Annotated in this window: 16 protein-coding genes; 8 read left to right on the top strand and 8 right to left on the bottom strand. The window is 71.1% G+C overall.

The annotated features are described in order from the left end of the window. Positions 1 to 375: 375 nt before the first annotated feature. Positions 376 to 1,026 carry a DNA-3-methyladenine glycosylase gene (locus tag ABZ464_RS46075; RefSeq protein ID WP_359287931.1) on the bottom strand — a complete coding sequence of 217 codons (651 nt, stop codon included), beginning with the start codon at positions 1,024 to 1,026 and terminating at the stop codon, positions 376 to 378. A 150-nt stretch (positions 1,027 to 1,176) separates the two neighbouring features. On the opposite strand from ABZ464_RS46075, the gene ABZ464_RS46070 reads away from it, so the two are divergent. The 3 genes from ABZ464_RS46070 (at position 1,177) to ABZ464_RS46060 (ending at position 3,302) form a co-directional block, all read left to right on the top strand. After that, positions 1,177 to 1,959 (top strand): sporulation protein, encoded by a 783-nt coding sequence (locus tag ABZ464_RS46070; protein ID WP_359287930.1) that lies wholly within the window; start codon positions 1,177 to 1,179, stop codon positions 1,957 to 1,959. Positions 1,960 to 2,102: 143 nt separating this feature from the next. Further along, positions 2,103 to 2,642 (top strand): YbhB/YbcL family Raf kinase inhibitor-like protein, encoded by a 540-nt coding sequence (locus ABZ464_RS46065; RefSeq protein ID WP_359287929.1) that lies wholly within the window; start codon positions 2,103 to 2,105, stop codon positions 2,640 to 2,642. Positions 2,643 to 2,795: 153 nt separating this feature from the next. Beyond that, complete coding sequence (locus ABZ464_RS46060; RefSeq protein WP_067258807.1) at positions 2,796 to 3,302, top strand: HNH endonuclease; 507 nt, start codon at positions 2,796 to 2,798, stop codon at positions 3,300 to 3,302. 116 nt (positions 3,303 to 3,418) lie between these two features. Here ABZ464_RS46060 and ABZ464_RS46055 read toward each other — a convergent pair whose 3' ends face one another. The 3 genes from ABZ464_RS46055 to ABZ464_RS46045 form a co-directional block, all read right to left on the bottom strand. Further along, entirely contained in the window at positions 3,419 to 4,369 is a 951-nt protein-coding gene (locus ABZ464_RS46055; RefSeq protein ID WP_359287928.1) for an SPFH domain-containing protein, read from the bottom strand. Between the two features lie 150 nt (positions 4,370 to 4,519). After that, positions 4,520 to 4,954, bottom strand: coding sequence for an NfeD family protein (locus ABZ464_RS46050; RefSeq protein ID WP_359287927.1), 435 nt, complete (start codon positions 4,952 to 4,954; stop codon positions 4,520 to 4,522). An 89-nt stretch (positions 4,955 to 5,043) separates the two neighbouring features. Next, a complete protein-coding gene (locus ABZ464_RS46045; RefSeq protein ID WP_067258801.1) occupies positions 5,044 to 5,841 on the bottom strand; it encodes an ABC transporter ATP-binding protein in 798 nt (265 codons plus the stop codon). 153 nt (positions 5,842 to 5,994) lie between these two features. Here ABZ464_RS46045 and ABZ464_RS46040 point away from each other — a divergent pair, with 153 nt between their 5' ends. Next, positions 5,995 to 6,783, top strand: a complete 789-nt coding sequence (locus tag ABZ464_RS46040; protein ID WP_359287926.1) for a hypothetical protein — start codon at positions 5,995 to 5,997, stop codon at positions 6,781 to 6,783. A 170-nt stretch (positions 6,784 to 6,953) separates the two neighbouring features. Here the strand turns inward: ABZ464_RS46040 and ABZ464_RS46035 are convergent, their stop codons facing one another. The 3 genes from ABZ464_RS46035 to ABZ464_RS46025 all read right to left on the bottom strand — a co-directional run bounded on the left by ABZ464_RS46035 (position 6,954) and on the right by ABZ464_RS46025 (position 9,141). Beyond that, complete coding sequence (locus ABZ464_RS46035) at positions 6,954 to 7,193, bottom strand: chaplin (RefSeq protein WP_359287925.1); 240 nt, start codon at positions 7,191 to 7,193, stop codon at positions 6,954 to 6,956. Between the two features lie 168 nt (positions 7,194 to 7,361). Further along, entirely contained in the window at positions 7,362 to 8,003 is a 642-nt protein-coding gene (locus ABZ464_RS46030) for a response regulator transcription factor (RefSeq protein ID WP_359287924.1), read from the bottom strand. Further along, the gene (locus ABZ464_RS46025) at positions 7,996 to 9,141 is read right to left on the bottom strand and encodes a GAF domain-containing sensor histidine kinase (RefSeq protein WP_359287923.1); all 1,146 of its coding nucleotides are present in this window, start codon (positions 9,139 to 9,141) and stop codon (positions 7,996 to 7,998) included. Before ABZ464_RS46025 ends, ABZ464_RS46030 begins: the two co-directional genes overlap by 8 nt. A 240-nt stretch (positions 9,142 to 9,381) precedes the next feature. Here ABZ464_RS46025 and ABZ464_RS46020 point away from each other — a divergent pair, with 240 nt between their 5' ends. From ABZ464_RS46020 to ABZ464_RS46010, 3 genes are all read left to right on the top strand, one after another. Next, on the top strand, positions 9,382 to 10,080 hold the full coding sequence (locus tag ABZ464_RS46020) for an SDR family NAD(P)-dependent oxidoreductase (protein ID WP_359287922.1): 699 nt from the start codon (positions 9,382 to 9,384) through the stop codon (positions 10,078 to 10,080). Next, the gene (locus ABZ464_RS46015; protein WP_359287921.1) at positions 10,077 to 11,204 is read left to right on the top strand and encodes an S-adenosylmethionine:tRNA ribosyltransferase-isomerase; all 1,128 of its coding nucleotides are present in this window, start codon (positions 10,077 to 10,079) and stop codon (positions 11,202 to 11,204) included. The genes ABZ464_RS46020 and ABZ464_RS46015 overlap by 4 nt, the downstream gene beginning before the upstream one ends. A gap of 299 nt (positions 11,205 to 11,503) precedes the next feature. Further along, positions 11,504 to 12,250, top strand: coding sequence for a transglycosylase SLT domain-containing protein (locus ABZ464_RS46010; protein WP_359287920.1), 747 nt, complete (start codon positions 11,504 to 11,506; stop codon positions 12,248 to 12,250). A gap of 82 nt (positions 12,251 to 12,332) precedes the next feature. Here the strand turns inward: ABZ464_RS46010 and ABZ464_RS46005 are convergent, their stop codons facing one another. Further along, on the bottom strand, positions 12,333 to 14,885 hold the full coding sequence (locus ABZ464_RS46005; RefSeq protein ID WP_359287919.1) for an FHA domain-containing protein: 2,553 nt from the start codon (positions 14,883 to 14,885) through the stop codon (positions 12,333 to 12,335). A 233-nt stretch (positions 14,886 to 15,118) separates the two neighbouring features. Between ABZ464_RS46005 and ABZ464_RS46000 the strand changes: the two genes are divergently transcribed. Continuing rightward, a complete protein-coding gene (locus ABZ464_RS46000; protein WP_359287918.1) occupies positions 15,119 to 17,248 on the top strand; it encodes a streptophobe family protein in 2,130 nt (709 codons plus the stop codon). Positions 17,249 to 17,292: the final 44 nt, after the last annotated feature.

Genomic DNA, 17,292 nt, shown 5'->3' with positions numbered 1-17,292 from the left:
GTTGATTTTTGGCACGCTGTTGAGTTCTCAAGGAACGAAAGCTTCCTTTGTACTCACCCTCTCGGGCTTTCCTCCGGGCTTCCCTTCGGTGTTTCCGACTCTATCAGACCTTTTCGGTGTCCGATTCCCTGTCGGCGGGATTGTCTTCCGGCTTCTGGCTTTCGCCTGTCGGCCTTTCGACATTCACTACGTTAGCCGATTCCCTCGGCAACTCATAATCGAGTTCCGGCGAGTTCGAATTCAGGCATGCGGGCATGCCGAAATCGCTCCCGCTGAGGGATGTCGTAGGTAGTGGTTTGGCCGCTTCCGGCTGCTGGCGAATGCCGTACCCGGTTCAAGCGGCTCGGGCTACGTTACGCCCCTGTCAAAGGCGAGTCAACTTCGGCTGCGCCTGGGGGCGTGGGCCCGGTAGGGGCTCACCGTCGGGTCGTCGGCCGCCCAGAAGCGCCAGGGGTGGACGTCCCCGTTGCCGCCCTCGCCGGCGACCCCGGTGCGCGGACCGTTGCTCACCTGGTCGGAGGGGATCGGCGTGCCGGTCAGCAGTCGGAGGGGGCTGCCCTCCGGGGCGCACGCGTCCGTGCCGTCAAGGGCCCGGTCCACGTCCAGGGCGGTGGCCAGGCGGGCGGGGCCTTTGGCCAGTTCCTTGTCGTTACGGGCCGAGAGTCGACGTTTACGGGCCAGCTCGGCGCCCTCGATCACCTCGCCGGCGCGGAGCAGGACCGCGCTCGCCCTGCCGTCGGGGCCGCAGACGAGGTTCATGCAGTGCCACATGCCGTAGGTGAAGTAGACGTACACATGTCCGGGCGGACCGAACATCACCTCGTTGCGGGGCGTGCGGCCGCGGTAGGCGTGGGAGCCGGGGTCGTTCGGGCCGTCGTACGCCTCGACCTCCGTGAGGCGGAGAGTGATCGGACCGTCGGGGGTCGTACGGACGAGGAGACGGCCGAGGAGGTCGGGGGCGACCTCCAGGACAGGGCGGTCGAAGAAGGCCCTGGACAGAGGCGTACGGTCGGGGGTCGCGATCATGCCCTCCGAGCGTAGTGGAGAACGATGGGTGCGCCGGGGTGGTCAGCGGGCACTCGGCTTGCCAGGGTGTGGGGCGCGGAACCGGCCAGGTCCGGATCGCGTTTGTAGGGATCGAGGGATCCCGTCAGAAGTAGTCGTAGAGGGAGAGTCATGGCGTTCAAGAAGCTGCTCGCGAGTCTGGGGGCCGGCGGGGCTTCGGTCGAGACGGTGCTGACGGAGGTCAACGTCGTCCCGGGCGGTGTCGTCCAGGGCGAGGTGCGGATCCAGGGCGGTTCCGTCAACCAGAACATCGAAGGACTGTCCGTCGGGCTGCAGGCCAAGGTCGAGGTCGAGAGCGGCGACCAGGAGTACAAGCAGGACATCGAGTTCACCAAGCTGCAGCTGGGCGGTGCCTTCGAGCTCCAGGCGGGTGCGGTGCACGCGGTGCCGTTCGGTCTGGAGATCCCCTGGGAGACCCCCGTCACGATGATCGACGGGCAGTCGCTTCGCGGGATGCACATCGGTGTCACGACCGAGCTGGCGATCGCCCGCGCGGTGGACTCCGGGGACCTGGACCCCATCAACGTGCACCCGCTGCCGGCGCAGAAGGCGATCCTGGACGCGTTCATCCAGCTGGGCTTCCGGTTCAAGAACGCGGACATGGAACGCGGGCACATCCGGGGCACGCGCCAGAAGCTGCCGTTCTACCAGGAGATCGAGTTCTTCCCGCCGTCGCAGTACCGGGGGCTGAACCAGGTCGAGCTGAGCTTCGTCGCCGACGAGCACGCGATGGACGTCGTGCTGGAGATGGACAAGAAGCCGGGGCTGTTCAGCGAGGGCAGCGACACCTTCCGGTCCTTCCAGGTGGGGCTGAACGACTACCACGCGACCGACTGGGCGGGGTACCTCAACCAGTGGCTGTCCGAGGTCGGCAGCAAGCGCAACTGGTTCTGAGCGACCTGGAGGGCCCGGACACCGTGGGGTGGTCCGGGCCTTCCCCTGTCTGTCCTCCCCTGTCTGTCCTCCCCTGTCTGACGGAGTGGAAGTCGTAGGCTCGCCCCTGCATGTGGTTCCCGATCGATCAGGAGGTGTCGAAGGTGACCGAGCTGAAGAGGCGGCCGCTGCCCCACGACTTCCATCCGCCGGTGCCGTCGTTCACGGTCACGAGTGAGGACGTGCAGGAGGGTGCGACGCTCAAGGGCGCGCAGGTCCACGCGGAGGGGAACACCTCGCCGCAGCTGCGGTGGGAGGGTTTCCCGGCCGAGACCAAGAGCTTCGCCGTGACCTGCTACGACCCGGACGCCCCGACGGGCAGCGGGTTCTGGCACTGGGTCCTGTTCGACATCCCGGCCTCGGTGACCGAGCTGCCGGTGGGGGCGGGCAGCGGCACGTTCGAGGGGCTGCCGAAGGGTGCCGTACAGGCGCGCAACGACTACGGCAGCAAGGACTTCGGCGGTGCCGCGCCGCCGCCCGGGGACGGGCCGCACCGGTACGTCTTCACGGTGTACGCGGTGGATCAGGAGCAGCTCGGTCCGGATGCCGACGCCTCGCCCGCCGTCGTCGGATTCAACCTGCGGTTCCACGCGATCGCCCGCGCGCAGCTGATCGGTGAGTACGAGAACCCCGCGCAGGGATAGTCAGCTCATCGTTCATTGAACGTTTGCCCGGCCCTGGTCTTGGAAGTGATCAGGGGCGGGCATTTTTTATTGCGTTGTCCATCTCGGCGTGCCCGTCCAGAGTTGATCCGAGCCCGCCGGAGGGCGGGCAGATGCAATGGGGAGGTGGGCTGGATGCGTGACACGCTGGTCCTGAACGCGAGCTTCGAGCCGCTGTCTACGGTGACGTTGAACCGCGCTGTCGTCCTGGTGCTCCAGGACAAGGCCGTCGTCGAGCAGGCCCACCCCGAACTGCGTATGCGGGGCGCCGATGTGGACATACCGGCGCCTCGGGTGATCAGACTCTGCAGGTATGTACGGGTGCCGTTCCGAAGACAAGCGCCGTGGTCGCGGAGGGGGGTGCTGGTCAGGGACCGGCACCGGTGCGCGTACTGCGGTCGCCGGGCGACCACGGTGGACCATGTGGTGCCGCGCGCGCAGGGTGGTCAGGACACCTGGCTGAACACGGTGGCGTCCTGCTCGGAGGACAACCACCGCAAGGCGGACCGGACTCCGGACCAGGCGGGGATGCCGTTGCTGCGGGAGCCGTTCGAGCCGACTCCGCAGGATGCGATGCTGCTCGCGCTGGGGCAGGACGACTTGGCTGCGCTGCCGGAGTGGCTGTCCCTGGACGCGGCTTAGCGGTTCGCCGTAGGGGTTCCTGTCCCTCGTCGGCCGCGGGTCCGTCGTGGCCGATCGCGCAGTTCCCCGCGCCCCTGAAAGCAGGTGGGGTGCGGGGAACTCTGCTGTGAGGGGCCTCAGTCGATCGAGGGCTTCTCGCGGCGTTCCGGGATCTTCTTGTCGTTGCCGCCGTTGGAGTCGGAACCGCCGCCCATGGCGCCGAAGTTGCCCATCGCGCCGGAGAGGCCCTTGAGGGCGTCGCCGATCTCGCTGGGGACGATCCAGAGCTTGTTGGCGTTGCCCTCGGCGATCTTCGGGAGCATCTGGAGGTACTGGTAGCTGAGGAGCTTCTGGTCCGGGTCGCCGGCGTGGATGGCCTCGAAGACCGTGCGGACGGCCTGGGCCTCGCCCTCGGCGCGCAGGGCGGCGGCCTTGGCCTCACCCTCGGCGCGCAGGATCTGGGACTGCTTCTCGCCCTCCGCGGTGAGGATCGCGGCCTGGCGCGTACCTTCGGCGGTGAGGATCGCGGCGCGCTTGTCACGGTCGGCGCGCATCTGCTTCTCCATCGAGTCCTGGATGGAGGTCGGGGGCTCGATCGCCTTCAGTTCCACGCGGTTGACGCGGATGCCCCACTTGCCGGTGGCCTCGTCGAGGACGCCGCGCAGGGCCGCGTTGATCTCCTCGCGGGAGGTCAGGGTGCGCTCCAGGTCCATGCCGCCGATGATGTTGCGGAGCGTGGTGACGGTGAGCTGCTCGATCGCCTGGATGTAGCTGGCGACCTCGTAGGTCGCGGCGCGGGCGTCGGTGACCTGGTAGTAGATGACCGTGTCGATGTTGACGACCAGGTTGTCCTGGGTGATCACCGGCTGCGGCGGGAACGGGACGACCTGTTCACGCAGGTCGATGCGGTTGCGGATGGTGTCGATGAACGGGACCACGATGTTGAGGCCCGCGTTCAGGGTGCGTGTGTAGCGGCCGAAGCGCTCGACGATGGCGGCGCTCGCCTGTGGGATGACCTGGATGGTCTTGATCAAGGCGATGAAGACCAACACCACCAGAATGATCAAGACGATGATGACCGGTTCCATCGTGCGTCCCCGTCCCCTTCTCCGCTTCTCCGCCTCGAGCGCTTTCGGAAGATCCTACGTTTGTGAAGATCTTGCTGGTCGAGTCTGACAGACCGTCGCGTACCTCGGGAGGCCTTCGCCTCACTTGCGTCGTGCGGGAGTTGTGCAAGGTCAGATGACGATCGCCGTGGCCCCCTCGATGTCCACGACGTCGACTTCCTCACCGACTTCGTACGCGCGGGCCGTGTCGAGGGCGCGGGCCGACCAGATCTCTCCGGCGAGTTTGATCCGGCCGTTCCCGGAACCGTCGACGCGCTCCAGCACGACGGCCTGTTTGCCCTTCAACGCGTCGACTCCGGTGGCGAGTTGGGGGCGCTGTGCGCTGTGCCGGGCCGCGATGGGGCGGACCACGGCGATGAGGGCGACCGAGACGACGATGAACACGAGGACCTGGGCGACGGCGCCGAGGCCGAGGCCGGCGCCGATCGCGGCGGCGACCGCCCCGACGGCGAGCATGCCGAACTCCGGCATCGCGGTGACCACGAGCGGGATTCCGAGCGCTGCCGCGCCGACGAGCCACCAGACCCACGCGTCGATGTCGTTCACAGGGTCATGGTAGGACCGTATGTCCCGTTGCGGACAGGGCGCACAGGGGCAGGGGTGGGGCAGGGCGGTCGTGGGCCCCTGGGACGGGGTCAGGACAGCGGCAGGCCCTGGGCGGTCCAGCGGTCGCCGACCTGTTCGACGACGAGCGGGAGTCCGAAGCAGAGGGAGAGGTTGCGGGAGGTGAGTTCGAGTTCGACGGGGCCCGCGGCGAGGACCTTGCCCTGGCGGATCATGAGGACGTGGGTGAAGCCGGGGGCGATCTCCTCGACATGGTGGGTGACCATGATCATCGAGGGGGCGATGGGGTCGCGGGCGAGGCGGCCGAGACGGCGTACGAGGTCCTCGCGGCCACCGAGGTCGAGGCCGGCGGCGGGCTCGTCCAGGAGGAGCAGTTCGGGGTCGGTCATCAGGGCGCGGGCGATGAGGGTGCGCTTGCGCTCGCCCTCGGAGAGGGAGCCGAACGTCCGGTCGAGGTACTCGCTCATGCCGAGGCGGTCGAGGAAGGCGCGGGCGCGCTGCTCGTCGACGGCCTCGTACTCCTCCTGCCAGGCGGCCGTCATGCCGTAGGCGGCGGTGAGGACGGTCTGCAGGACGGTCTGGCGCTTGGGGAGCTTCTCGGCGAGGGCGATGCCGGCCATGCCGATGCGGGGGCGCAGTTCGAAGACGTCGGTGCCGGGGGCGCCGAGGGTCTCGTCGAGGACGGAGACGGTGCCCGAGCTGGGGAAGAGGTAGGTGGAGGCGATGTTGAGGAGGGTGGTCTTGCCGGCTCCGTTGGGGCCGAGGATGACCCAGCGCTCGCCTTCCTTGACGGACCACGAGACCTGGTCGACCAGAGCCCTGCCCTCGCGGACCACCGATACGTCCTGAAGCTCCAGAACATCGCTCATGAGCGCGTTGTCTCCCCTTGCAGTGTGGCCGGTCTCGGTTGTCGCGGGTGCCTGTGGCTGGACCGCCGCGCGCGGGTGGGCGCGGCCCCTCGGGAAAATCTACGCCACCGGCCGGGTGGGCCGTTCCATCGGTCCGGTCCTTAGGGTGGGGGCATGTTCTCGGAACCGCGCTCTGGTCGCCTTGCCGCTTGGGGAAATGCCCTGTTGGCCGGACTTGTCTCACCGGACGACGCCGTGCTCGCCGTCGTCGGGGAGGACGCCGTGCACCGGGTGGAGGGGCTGCCCGGCGAGTCGGCGCCCGTCGGGCTGACGCTGGCGCTGGGCCGGCTGCGGGCGCTGGGGGTGCGGGGGCTGCGGGTCGCCCTGCCGGCGCCTGGGCATCCGCTGGGGTTGAGCGGGCCGCCGGAGTTCAACGCGCGGGCGTTGGAGGCGGAGGAGGCGGTGCTCTGTCACGGGGTCGCGCTGGGGCTTGTGCCGGAGGTGTACGAGGCCGGGCCCGCCGGTGATGTGCATGCCGAGGTGGTGTGGCACTGCCTGCCGGTGCGGGAGGCTCCGCCGGCCGATGTGCCGTCGCTGGGTGAGGCCGAGCGGGAGCTGGCGGAGGCGTTGCGGGAGGCCACGGCGGTGCTGTCGAAGCTGGACGTGGCGGGGTCGGGGCCGGTGGCGGAGGCGGCGATCGACGCGTATCGGGCGCGGGCCGAGCGGGGGCGGGAGGTGTTGGCGCCGGGGTATCCGCCGCGGGCGGTGCGGGTGCTGGAGCTGGCGCGGCGGGTGGGGTTGCTGGTGTCGATGGCGGTGGATCGGGGGCATGGGGGTGCGGTGAGTTCCTCCGAGATGGCGGCGCGGGCGGAGGCGTTGCGGCCGGTGGAGCGGACGGCTCGGCGGGCGCAGGTGGCCGCGTACAACTCTTACGTCGAGGAGCAGGAGCGCGGGGTGCGGTGAGCGGTGTGGGTGTGGGCCGGGGTGGGTTTCGCTCACCGGCGCTTGCGGGTGCCGCCGCGCCCACCCGTGCCGCCCCGGCGGCACGGGTGCCCGCAGCTGCGGTGACATCAAAGAGCAGGGCCCCTCGCGTTCTCTGCGCTGCGAGGGGCCCTGGGTTGTCTCGGCGAGGGTCAGTTGTTGACGCCCGTGTTGCCGAGGGCCGGGTTCAGGGCGGCGAGGCCGTTGAGCGTGTTGCCGACGATGTTGACCGGGATGTGGACCGGGATCTGGACGATGTTGCCCGAGGCGACGCCCGGTGACTTCACGGCCGCGCCCTCGGCGCCGGAGTCGGCGACAGCGGCGCCGGCCGAGGCGCCGGCGGCCACGCCGGCGACGGTGAGGGCCACGGCAGCCTTCTTGGCGATGTTCATGGGTTGCGATCCTCCTGCGTGTGCGTGTCCGACCCGGCCACGGGTCGTGCGCTGACCAACGCGGGGGTGATCGGGACGGTGCGGGAGGCGGGCCGAGGACAGCCCGTTCGGATCATTGGTTCGACAGGTCGACAGGGTTATGGAGTGACAAGCGGGCCGATGGGGCTCTCAGCCGGCCACTCCATGTCGTACGGCCCACAGCGCGGCCTGGGTGCGGTCGGCGAGGTCGAGTTTCATCAGGATGTTCGAGACGTGGGTCTTGACGGTCTTCTCGGAGAGGACCAGGGCGCGGGCGATCTCGCGGTTGGAGCGGCCGTCCGCTATCAGGCCGAGCACCTCGCGCTCCCGTTCGGTGAGGGAACCGCCTCTGCCCTGGCCCGAGTTGGTCTCCTCCTGGGAGAGCAGGGCGCCGGCGACCTCGGGCTGGAGCAGGATGTGGCCGGCGTGGACCGAGCGGATGGCGCCGGCGAGGGCGTCGGGGTCGACGTCCTTGTAGACGTATCCGGCGGCGCCGGCGCGCAGGGCGGGGACCACCGTGCGCTGTTCGGTGAAGCTGGTGACGATCAGCACGCGCGCGGGGTTGTCGAGTTCGCGCAGGCGGCGCAGGGCCTCGACGCCGTCCATGCCGGGCATCTTGACGTCCATCAGGACGACGTCGGGCTGGAGTTCCTCGGCGCGCTGGACTCCTTCGGCGCCGTCGGCGGCCTCGCCGACGACCTCGATGTCGTCCTGGACCTCGAGGAAGGTGCGCAGTCCGCGGCGGACGACCTGGTGGTCGTCGACGAGCAGCACCTTGATTGCATCAGCCACCGGGGGCCTCCATCTCGATCGTGGTGCCCTTGCCGGGCGCCGATTCCACCGTCAGGGCGCCGCCGATCCCACTGGCCCGGTCCCGCATGGAGACCAGGCCGAGGTGGCGGCCGGCTCTGCGGATCGCCGTGGGGTCGAAGCCGGTGCCGTCGTCCGTGACCCGCAGGACCGTGTCGGGGCCGCGCTTCAGGAGGGTCACGTCGACGTGTTGTGCGCCGGAGTGGCGCAGGGCGTTGTGCAGGGCCTCCTGGGCGACCCGCAGCAGGGCCTCCTCCTGGGCGGCGGGCAGGGCGCGCACGCCGTGGCTGGTGAAGGTCACGCGCGCGGTGTGGGCGCGGTCGAGGACCTGTATCTGGGTGCGCAGGGTGGCGACGAGGCCGTCCTCGTCGAGGGCGGCGGGGCGCAGTTCGACGACGGCGGCGCGCAGTTCGTCGGCGGCTTCGGCGGCGAGGGTGGCGACCTGCTGGAGCTCGCCCTTGGCGCGGGAGGGGTCGCGGTCGACGAGGGCGGTGGCGGCCTGGGCGGTCAGGCGCAGGGAGAACAGTTTCTGGGCGACCGCGTCGTGCAGTTCGTGGGCCAGCCGGGAGCGTTCCTCCGCGATGGTGAGTTCGCGGCTGCGTTCGTAGAGGCGGGCGTTGGTGAGGGCGATGGCGGCGTGCTGGGCGAGGATGGCGAGGAGTTCCTCGTCCTCCTCGGTGAAGCCGCAGCCGCCCTCGGGCTTCGCGCAGTTCTTGTTGGCGAGGAAGAGGGCGCCGATGACCTCGTCGCCGTCGCGGATGGGCAGGCCCAGGAAGTCGGACATGTCGGGGTGGGCGGCGGGCCAGCCCTCGAAGCGGGGGTCCCTGCGCACGTCGGCCAGGCGCTCGGGGCGGGCCTCCTGGAGCATCGCGGCGAGGATGCCGTGCTGGCGGGGCAGGGGGCCGATGGCCTTCCACTGCTCGTCGGTGACGCCGTCGACGACGAACTGGGCGAAGCCTCCGTGGTCGTCCGGGACGCCCAGGGCGGCGTACTGGGCGTCGAGCAGCTCGCGGGCGGAGGCGACGATCGTCTTGAGGACGTCGCGCACCTCGAGATGCCTGCTCATGGCCAGCAGCGCGGAGCTCACCGCGGCGAGGCCGGACCGGGGACCTTGACTCATGTCTTCACGGTACCGGCGGGGTGTGACAGCCCGGATCCGACCTGTGACGGCCCGGGGTAGGCCGGGGGGCCTAGGCCGCAGGTCCTCGGTACGGCGGCGTAGGGCGCGGGGAGGGGGCGTGCGGGCGTACGTCGAAGGGCCCCGGCGGATCCGGTCCCGCGGTGGAGGCGGGGGCGCGGGGCCGGTTCCTAGGTTGGGGTCACCGCCGAGCGGAGGCGGGCTGACGAGGGGACGGTTGTCATGCCGGTAGCGATCATCACGGGGGCCTCGAAGGGGCTGGGGCGGGCGCTGGCCGAGGCGCTGGCCGCGCGGGGCTGGGATCTGGTGCTGGACGCCAGGAGCGAGGGGGTGCTGAAGGAGACGGCGGCCTGGGTGGCGGGGCACGGGACGGGGGTGCGGGCGTCGGCGGGGGACGTCACGGATCCGGTGCACCGGTCGGCGCTGGTCGAGGCGGCCCGGGAGCTGGGCGGGTGCGATCTGGTGGTGAGCAACGCGAGCGCGCTGGGTGCCGAGCCGCTGGTGCGGCTGGACGAGCTGCCGCTGGCGGGGCTGCGGCGGGCGCTGGAGGTGAACGTGGTGGCGGCGCTGGGGCTGGTCCAGGAGGCGCTGCCGCTGCTGCGGGCGGCGCGGGCGGGTGCGGTGATCACCGTGAGCTCGGACGCGGCGGCCGAGGCCTATGAGACCTGGGGCGGCTACGGGGCGTCGAAGGCGGCCCTGGACCATCTCTCGGCGGTGCTCGGGGAGGAGGAGCCGGGGCTGCGGGTGTGGGCGGTGGATCCCGGGGACATGGCGACGGACCTGTACGCGGCGGCCGTACCGGACGACGACGATCCGCGTCCGGAGCCGGGCAGTGTGGTGCCGGCCTTCCTGCGGTTGCTGGACGAGCGTCCGGCGAGCGGGCGGTACGGGGCTCCGGCGCTGCTGGAGGGACGGCGATGACGCTGGCGGTGAGGGTGCCGGAGGAGCTGTCGGCGCGGGTGCCGGCCGAGCAGCGGGGGCCGGGGCGGGAGCGGGACGACGTACGGCTGCTGGTGTCGCGGGGGACGGAGCCGGCGCATCACGTGTTCCGGGAGCTGCCGTGTCTGCTGCGGGCCGGGGACCTGCTGGTGGTCAACACCTCGCCGACGCTGGCGGCGGCCGTGGACGGGCGGATCGGGCACGCGCGTGTGGTGGTGCACTTCTCGACGCGCGGGGACGTGGCGCACGGCGGTGAGGGGCGGTGGGCGGTCGAGCTGCGGGATCCGGACGGGAGGGGAACGACACGCGCGCGTGCGGGAGGGCCCACGGGGACGCGGGTGCGGCTGCCCGGGGGTGCGCGGCTGGTGCTGGAGGAGGCGCTGAGTCCGGGGAGCGGGCGGTTGTGGTGGGCGCGGGTGGCCGGCGGGGCGGGGGGCGACGGCCGGGGCGCGGCCGACGTACCGGGGCTGTTGCGGGAGTACGGGCGGCCCATCCGTTACTCCTATACAGAGCGGGACCAGCCGTTGTCCGTGTATCAGACGGTGTTCGCGCTGCCGTCGGCGGACGGGGCGGGGAGCGCGGAGATGCCGAGTGCGGCGCGGCCCTTCACGGCGGCGCTGGTGGCGGAGCTGGTGAGCCGGGGGGTGCAGTTCGCGCCGGTCGCGCTGCACACCGGGGTGGCCTCGGCGGAGGTGCACGAGCCGCCGTATCCGGAGCGGTTCTCGGTGCCGGAGGCCTCGGCGCGGCTGATCAACGCCGTGCGGGCCGGGGACGGGCGGGTGATCGCCGTGGGGACGACGGCCGTGCGGGCGGTGGAGTCGGCGGCGGGGGACGACGGGGTCGTACGCGCGCGTGAGGGGTGGACGGACCTCGTGGTGACGCCCGGGCGCGGGGTGCGGGTGGTGGACGGGCTGCTGACCGGGCTGCACGAGCCGGAGGCCTCGCATCTGCTGATGCTGGAGGCGGTGGCGGGGCGGGCGGCGATCGACCGTGGGTACGAGGAGGCGCTGCGGGGGCGCTATCTGTGGCACGAGTTCGGGGACGTCCATCTCCTCCTGCCGGAGGAAGATGCTCACGCAGAGCATTGCTTCAGCAACTGCCGGTGAGAACGGGGGTCGGGCGATGTGAGGCCCCGCATAGGGCGCACATCACGTACGAAGGGGCATAGGAGAGAAAGCGGTCCCTTGCGAACGGGGCAGACGTTCCAGTCTGTCCCGTTTTGCCCTTCCCTGATCCACTACCCGGGATCGTAGGTCACACCTTTGCCTGGCCATTTTGCGGCCGCTAAGAATTGCTCTCGTCGCTCAGCGCCGCGGGTTTCCGCCGCGGCGTTCGTTCGTGCCAAGAGCACCGTGTCCACCGTCGGACGAGCGACCTCCGCGCTATTTCGAAGAGGTCATTCGCCATGCCCAAGAACACTCACAAGATCGCGATCGCCGGTGCCGCCACCCTCGGGGCCGCAGCCATCGCCTTCTCCGTGGTGCCGGCCGACGCGCACACGACCACGACGGACGCCGTGTCCTCGGCCCGGGTCGCGTACAGCACCGAGCCGGTGCAGGGCGTGAAGGGCACGGTGACCGACCAGCTCGCCGGCTCGAACCTGAAGGTCGAGGCCATCGAGGCGAAGAAGAACGCCGCCGCGGACGCCGCCGCCAAGAAGAAGGCCGCCGCCGAGGCCGTGCGCAAGGCCGTCGCCGCCAAGAAGAAGGCCGCCGCCGAGGCCGCCCGCAAGGCCGCCGCCGCGAAGGCCGCCGCCGCGCACAAGGCGAAACAGGCCGCGAGCCGCTCCGCGCACCGCGCCGCGGTGAAGCCGGTCGCCGCCAAGAGCTACGCCAACAACCTCGACGGCTGGATCCGCGAGTCGCTCCACATCATGAAGAAGCACGGCATCCCGGGCTCCTACGAGGGCCTCAAGCGCAACATCATGCGCGAGTCCTCGGGCAACCCGAACGCCATCAACGACTGGGACATCAACGCCATCAACGGCATCCCGTCGAAGGGCCTGCTGCAGGTCATCCCGCCGACCTTCAAGGCGTACCACGTCGCCGGCACGTCCTGGAACATCTACGACCCGGTCGCCAACATCACCGCCGCCTGCAACTACGCGGCCGACAAGTACGGCTCCATGGACAACGTCAACAGCGCGTACTGACGCAGCCCCCTCACACACCCCCTCACACGCCGAAGGGCGGCACCCGCACCGGGTGCCGCCCTTCGGCGTCGTACGACGGGCACTACTTGCGCATGACCTCGGGCTCGTGCCGGCGCAGGAAGCGGGCCACGAAGAAGCCGCAGATCACGCCGAGGACGATCAGGGCGATCATGTCCAGGCTCCAGGCGCCGACGGTGTGCTCCCACAGCGGGTCGGTGTCGCCGCCGTCCTTGGGCGGGCTGATCTTGTTGAAGTCCAGCGTGGCGCCGGCCGCGCCGACCGCCCAGCGCGAGGGCATCAGGTACGAGAACTCGTTGACGCCGATCGAGCCGTTCAGCGCGAACAGACAGCCGGTGAAGACCACCTGGATGATCGCGAACATGACCAGCAGCGGCATGGTCTTCTCGGCCGTCTTCACCAGCGAGGAGATGATCAGGCCGAACATCATCGAGGTGAAGCCCAGCGCCATGATCGGCAGGCACAGCTCCACCAGCGGGGCGTTGGTGAGGATCAGGCCCTCTTCCGGGATCTCCCGGCTGGAGAAGCCGATGACACCGACCAGCAGCCCCTGGAACACGGTGACCAGGCCGAGCACGAACACCTTGGACATCAGGTACGCCGAGCGCGACAGGCCGGTGGCGCGCTCCCGCTCGTAGATGACCCGTTCCTTGATCAGCTCACGGACGGAGTTCGCCGCGCCCGCGAAGCAGGCGCCGACCGCGAGGATCAGCAGCACGGTGGTGGCCGTGCCGTTGGGGATGATCCGGCCGCTCTTGGGGTTGACCGGGTTGGGCAGCAGGCTGTTCCCGGAGTCGATGAGCAGGCTCACCGAGCCGAGGACGACCGGCAGGATCACCGACAGGGCGAGGAAGCCCTTGTCCGACGCGATCACCGACGTGTAGCGGCGCACCAGCGTCATGAACTGCGACATCCAGCCCTGCGGCTTCGGCGGCTTCATGGCCTGCATCGGCGGCATCTGTACGGACTGCGGCGCGACGGCGTCGATGTCCGCGGCGTACATCTGGTAGTGCTGCGAGCCCTTCCAGCGGCCCGCCCAGTCGTAGTCGCGGTAGTTCTCGAAGGCGGAGAAGACGTCGGCCCAGGTGTCGTACCCGAAGAAGTTCAGCGCCTCCTCGGGCGGGCCGAAGTAGGCGACCGCGCCGCCCGGCGCCATCACCAGCAGCTTGTCGCAGATCGCCAGCTCGGCCACCGAGTGGGTGACCACGAGGACCGTACGCCCGTCGTCGGCGAGGCCGCGCAGCAGCTGCATCACATCGCGGTCCATGCCCGGGTCGAGGCCCGAGGTGGGCTCGTCCAGGAAGATCAGCGACGGCTTGGTGAGCAGCTCCAGGGCCACCGAGACACGCTTGCGCTGGCCGCCGGAGAGGGAGGTGACCTTCTTCTCCTTGTGGATGTCCAGCTTCAGCTCGCGCAGCACCTCGTCGATCCGGGCCTCGCGCTCGGCGGCCGTGGTGTCGGCCGGGAAGCGGAGCTTGGCCGCGTACTTGAGGGCCTTCTTGACGGTCAGTTCCTTGTGCAGGATGTCGTCCTGCGGGACGAGACCGATGCGCTGGCGCAGCTCGGCGAACTGCTTGTACAGGTTCCGGTTGTCGTAGAGGACGTCGCCCTGGTTGGCCGGGCGGTAGCCGGTCAGCGCCTTGAGCAGCGTCGACTTGCCGGAACCGGACGGTCCGATGACCGCGATCAGGGACTTCTCCGGGACACCGAAGGAGACGTCCTTGAGGATCTGCTTGCCGCCGTCGACCGTGACGGTGAGGTGGCGTGCGGAGAAGGAGACCTCACCGGTGTCGACGAACTCCTCGAGCCGGTCGCCCACGATCCGGAACGTCGAGTGGCCGACGCCGACGATGTCGGCCGCGCCCAGCAGCTGGGTGCCGCCCTTGGGGATCGGCTGACCGTTGACGTAGGTGCCGTTGTGCGAGCCGAGGTCGCGGATCTCCATGCTGCCGTCGGGCATGGAACGGAACTCGGCGTGGTTGCGGGACACCTGGAGGTCGGAGACGACCAGTTCGTTCTCCAGGGCACGGCCGATGCGCATGACGCGGCCGATGGAGAACTGGTGGAACGTGGTCGGGCTGCGGTCTCCGTAGACCGGCGGCGCCCCCGCGCCCCCGCCGGACACCTGCTGCGCGTACGGCTCGTTCGGCCCCGGCTGCTGCGGGACCTGCGGCGTCGCCTGCTGCGGCGGCTGCCAGCCGGCCTGCGCGGCCTGCGGCTGGGCGGCCGGCGGAGCGGCCCAGCCGGGGTTCGCGGCCTGTGCGGCGTACGGCTGCTGCTGAGGCTGCGCCGCGGGCTGCGCGACCGGCGCCTGCGCTCCCGACAGGGTCACGCGCGGGCCGTCGTTGGCGTTGCCCAGGTGCAGCGCCGAGCCGGGCCCGATCTCCAGCTGGCTGATCCGCTGCCCCTGCGCGAACGTGCCGTTCGTGCTGCCGTGGTCCTCGACCACCCAACTGCGGCCGTTGAAGCTGACCGTGGCGTGACGCCAGGAGACCCTGGCGTCCTCGAACACGATGTCCCCCTGCGGATCACGTCCGAGGGTGTATGGCCTGGACGGATCGAGCGTCCAGGTACGTCCGTTCAATTCCAGTACGAGTTCCGGCACTCCATGCCCCATGAGTAGTCCCCCGAGTTACCCCCATCACAGGGAGTCTAGGGATGTCGAACATCGTCGGGAACTATTTCAGTAGCGGCCCCCTGACCGAAAGTCGGGCCTCGTCACGAGCTTGCACGAGCACATCCGCCGTTCCCGTTGACGGGGTTGAAATCGCCCCGGAGAGTGGTAAACGCACGTGAGGGGGACGGATACGGCGATCTTCGCCGAAGCGCGCCGCGGATCGGGGGGTCTGCATGAGTGCCGGCACTGGGGTGGAGAGCAACGGGCGCGCGGGGTACGGCGGTGGCGTGCCGTGGGTGGACGTGGCGCTCGCCGCGATCGCCGCCGTGAGCTGGGCGTTGATCGGGATGGCGGGGACGGCGGCGCTGGGCCTGCATCTGCTCGGGGCCGACGCGGCGGGTTCGTTGGGCCCGATGACGGCGGCCGTGGTGGCGCTGGGGGCGGGCGGCTCGGTCACGCCGTCGGGCGATGTGTCGGCCTTCGGCCTCACGGGAGCCGAAGCAAACACCGCCATCGAGATCACGCCACTGGGGGTGAGCCTGGTCGGGGCGCTGCTGCTGTCGTGGTGTTTTCTACGGTCCCTGCGCGCCGCCGGAGTTGTCATCGCGCCGGCCGAACTCCTCGCGCGGGCGGGCGCGGTGGTCGCGCTGTTCGTCGCGATGCTGGGCGCTCTGGCCTGGGCGGGGCACGATGTCATCACGCTCGACGGCGGCGCGCTGGGGCTGGACGACCTGCCCGGCGGGGGTGGCGGCGGGGGCGGTGGCCTGGAGATCCCCGGGCTCGGTGACATCGGGGGGCTGCTGCCCGACCGGATCGGGGATCTGATCGACGCGAAGGCGGCGGTCGGCTTCACCGTCGACACGGCGCCCACCCTGTGGGGCGGGCTCCTCTGGTCGGCGGGGATCCTGCTGATCGCCCTGCTGGCCTCGCGCCGCACCCCGCTGCCGCGCGGATGGGAGGCGGTGCACCGGGTGGTGCGGCCCGCGGTGTCCGCCGTCGTCACCGTGCTGCTGGTGGCCGTGGCGGCCGGGCTCGCGGCGGCGGCGTACGCGGCGATCGGCGACGACCACCCGAAGCGGATCGCGGGAGCGGCGCTGCTCGGCGCGCCGAACGGGGTGTGGCTGGGCGTCTCGGTCGGCCTGTTCGTCCCCTGGGACGGCCGCGCCACGGGCGCCCTCGTACAGGTCCTGCCGGACCCTCTCGACAAGCTCCTCTCCGTCGGCACCGACCAGCCGGTCACCCTCGGCCGGCTGGCCGACCTGGAGAGCCGCGTGTGGCTGCTCGCGGTGGCCATGGCCGTGACGATGCTGTTCGCGGGGGTGCTGGTGGCGGTACGGACGCCGGTCACGGCGGGGGCCGGGGGGCGGAGTGCGGGACGGGCCAGGGTGGGGGCCGCGCGGCGGGCCGGGGTGGGGGGTTTCGTCGGGCGGTGTGCCGTGCGGCTGGGGGTGGCGACCGCGGTGGCGGTGCCCTTCCTCGGGCTGCTGACGGGGTTGTCCGTGGACGCTTCGCTGTCCGTGCTGGGGTTCGACGCGTTCGGGGCCGGGATCGACTTGCACGCGCACCTCGGCATGGCGCTGCTCCTCGGGGCCGTGTGGGGGGCGGGAGCGGGCGCCGCGGGGGCGCTGCTGGCGTGCGCCACGGGGGCGGCGGGACGGCGTGCCGCGCCGTTGGCACTCGGTGACGCGACGGGGGCGGGCGGGGAGTACGGGGGCGAGGGCGGGGCCGCGCGGTACAGCGGGGCGGAGGCGGGGCCGTACGCCCCGAGTGCGTCGTACCGGGCGCCGAACCCCGCGACCAATCCGTATCTCCGGGTACCGGACGAACTGCGGGAGCCGGAGGACGCCCGGCCCGGCGAGGAGCCCCGGGGGGAGCCCGGCGGGGCGGGTGGAGCGGGGCGGCGGTACCGGGGCGGACGTCCGGGTGAGCCCTGGTCCGGGGAGGGGCGTGGAGCGGGTCAGTCCCCTCCTGTGGAGGGGCGGGATGCGGGTGAGCCCCCGTCCAGGGGAGGGCGGCATGCGGGTGAGCCCCCGTCCGGGGAGAAGCGCGGGGCGGGTGGTCGGCCAGGGCCTCGCGGGAGTGCTCGGTCCGGCGAAGCCCCTTCGGGGCCGGCGCAGGGATCGGGTGAGTCCCAGGTCGGGGAGCGGCGGGACGGCGGAGGGCGGGGCACGGGACGGCAGGGGAATGACGGCCAGGGGAATGTGTACGGTGCGCCGACCGTCGTGGGCCCAGTTGGCCCAGTCGGGCCGGTCGGGCCGGCTTCTCGGCGGCCCGGGGGCGGCTCCACCGGGGACGACGGGCCGCCGCCGCCTCCGCCGCCCCCTCCCCCGCTGCCCCCGAAACGGCCCAGGCGGCCCCGGTGACCGGCTCGGCGACGGGCCCCGCACCGGCTCGCGCGACAAAATGA

The sequence above is a fragment of the Streptomyces sp. NPDC005820 genome (assembly GCF_040630255.1).
Classification (GTDB): Bacteria; Actinomycetota; Actinomycetes; order Streptomycetales; family Streptomycetaceae; genus Streptomyces.
Note: the sequence above shows the minus strand (reverse complement) of the source record. Positions and strands in the feature narration are given on the sequence as shown.

What these genes read in the sequence shown, in the direction of transcription:
- ABZ464_RS46075 (WP_359287931.1), bottom strand. Translation starts at nt 1,026, where the DNA reads ATGATCGCGACCCCCGACCGTACGCCTCTGTCCAGGGCCTTCTTCGAC.
- ABZ464_RS46070 (WP_359287930.1), top strand. Translation starts at nt 1,177, where the DNA reads ATGGCGTTCAAGAAGCTGCTCGCGAGTCTGGGGGCCGGCGGGGCTTCG.
- ABZ464_RS46060 (WP_067258807.1), top strand. Translation starts at nt 2,796, where the DNA reads ATGCGTGACACGCTGGTCCTGAACGCGAGCTTCGAGCCGCTGTCTACG.
- ABZ464_RS46055 (WP_359287928.1), bottom strand. Translation starts at nt 4,369, where the DNA reads ATGGAACCGGTCATCATCGTCTTGATCATTCTGGTGGTGTTGGTCTTC.
- ABZ464_RS46045 (WP_067258801.1), bottom strand. Translation starts at nt 5,841, where the DNA reads ATGAGCGATGTTCTGGAGCTTCAGGACGTATCGGTGGTCCGCGAGGGC.
- ABZ464_RS46040 (WP_359287926.1), top strand. Translation starts at nt 5,995, where the DNA reads ATGTTCTCGGAACCGCGCTCTGGTCGCCTTGCCGCTTGGGGAAATGCC.
- ABZ464_RS46035 (WP_359287925.1), bottom strand. Translation starts at nt 7,193, where the DNA reads ATGAACATCGCCAAGAAGGCTGCCGTGGCCCTCACCGTCGCCGGCGTG.
- ABZ464_RS46025 (WP_359287923.1), bottom strand. Translation starts at nt 9,141, where the DNA reads ATGAGTCAAGGTCCCCGGTCCGGCCTCGCCGCGGTGAGCTCCGCGCTG.
- ABZ464_RS46020 (WP_359287922.1), top strand. Translation starts at nt 9,382, where the DNA reads ATGCCGGTAGCGATCATCACGGGGGCCTCGAAGGGGCTGGGGCGGGCG.
- ABZ464_RS46015 (WP_359287921.1), top strand. Translation starts at nt 10,077, where the DNA reads ATGACGCTGGCGGTGAGGGTGCCGGAGGAGCTGTCGGCGCGGGTGCCG.
- ABZ464_RS46010 (WP_359287920.1), top strand. Translation starts at nt 11,504, where the DNA reads ATGCCCAAGAACACTCACAAGATCGCGATCGCCGGTGCCGCCACCCTC.
- ABZ464_RS46005 (WP_359287919.1), bottom strand. Translation starts at nt 14,885, where the DNA reads ATGGGGCATGGAGTGCCGGAACTCGTACTGGAATTGAACGGACGTACC.
- ABZ464_RS46000 (WP_359287918.1), top strand. Translation starts at nt 15,119, where the DNA reads ATGAGTGCCGGCACTGGGGTGGAGAGCAACGGGCGCGCGGGGTACGGC.